General features: G+C 69.1%; 1 protein-coding gene. It reads left to right on the forward strand.

What is annotated here, in order from left to right; all coding sequences use genetic code 11:
• Positions 1–59: 59 nt before the first annotated feature.
• Positions 60–501, forward strand: a 442-nt coding sequence (locus E0F75_RS39870; RefSeq protein WP_229315934.1) for a DUF4267 domain-containing protein, incomplete at its 3' end; no start/stop codon positions are given.

Raw genomic sequence — 501 nt, forward strand, 5'->3', positions numbered from 1 at the left:
GCCTCGGCACGTTCCACGAACCTCACCCACGCCGACGACGACTCGCAAGGAGAAGCACCATGTCACTGAAGAAGATCAACACCGTCCTGGCCGCCGTCTTCATCCTCTTCATCCTCTGGTTCGGGACGGAGTACATCCTGAGCCCGCAGACGACGGCACCGGGCTACGGCCTGCCGAGCCGGCCGCCCGGCGACGGCGACGGCTTCCTGATCATCAAGGGCATCCGCGACGTCGTCCTGGCCCTGGTCCTGGGCATCCTGCTGGTGACGGGCCACCGCCGGGCGCTGGGCTGGGTGCTGCTGGTAGAAGCACTCGCCGCCTACGGCGACATGACCAACGTACTGGCCCACCACGGCTCCGTGGCCACCGCGCTCGGCGTCCACGGCCTGACCGCGACACTGATGGTGCTCAACGGCCTGCTGATCATGCACGAGACCCGCAACGCCGCAGCCGCCGCTCCGCAAACGCCCGCCCCCCAGCCCGCCCAGCGCGGATCAGGCC

The sequence above is a fragment of the Streptomyces sp. CB02980 genome (assembly GCF_014451325.2).
Lineage (GTDB): Bacteria > Actinomycetota > Actinomycetes > Streptomycetales > Streptomycetaceae > Streptomyces.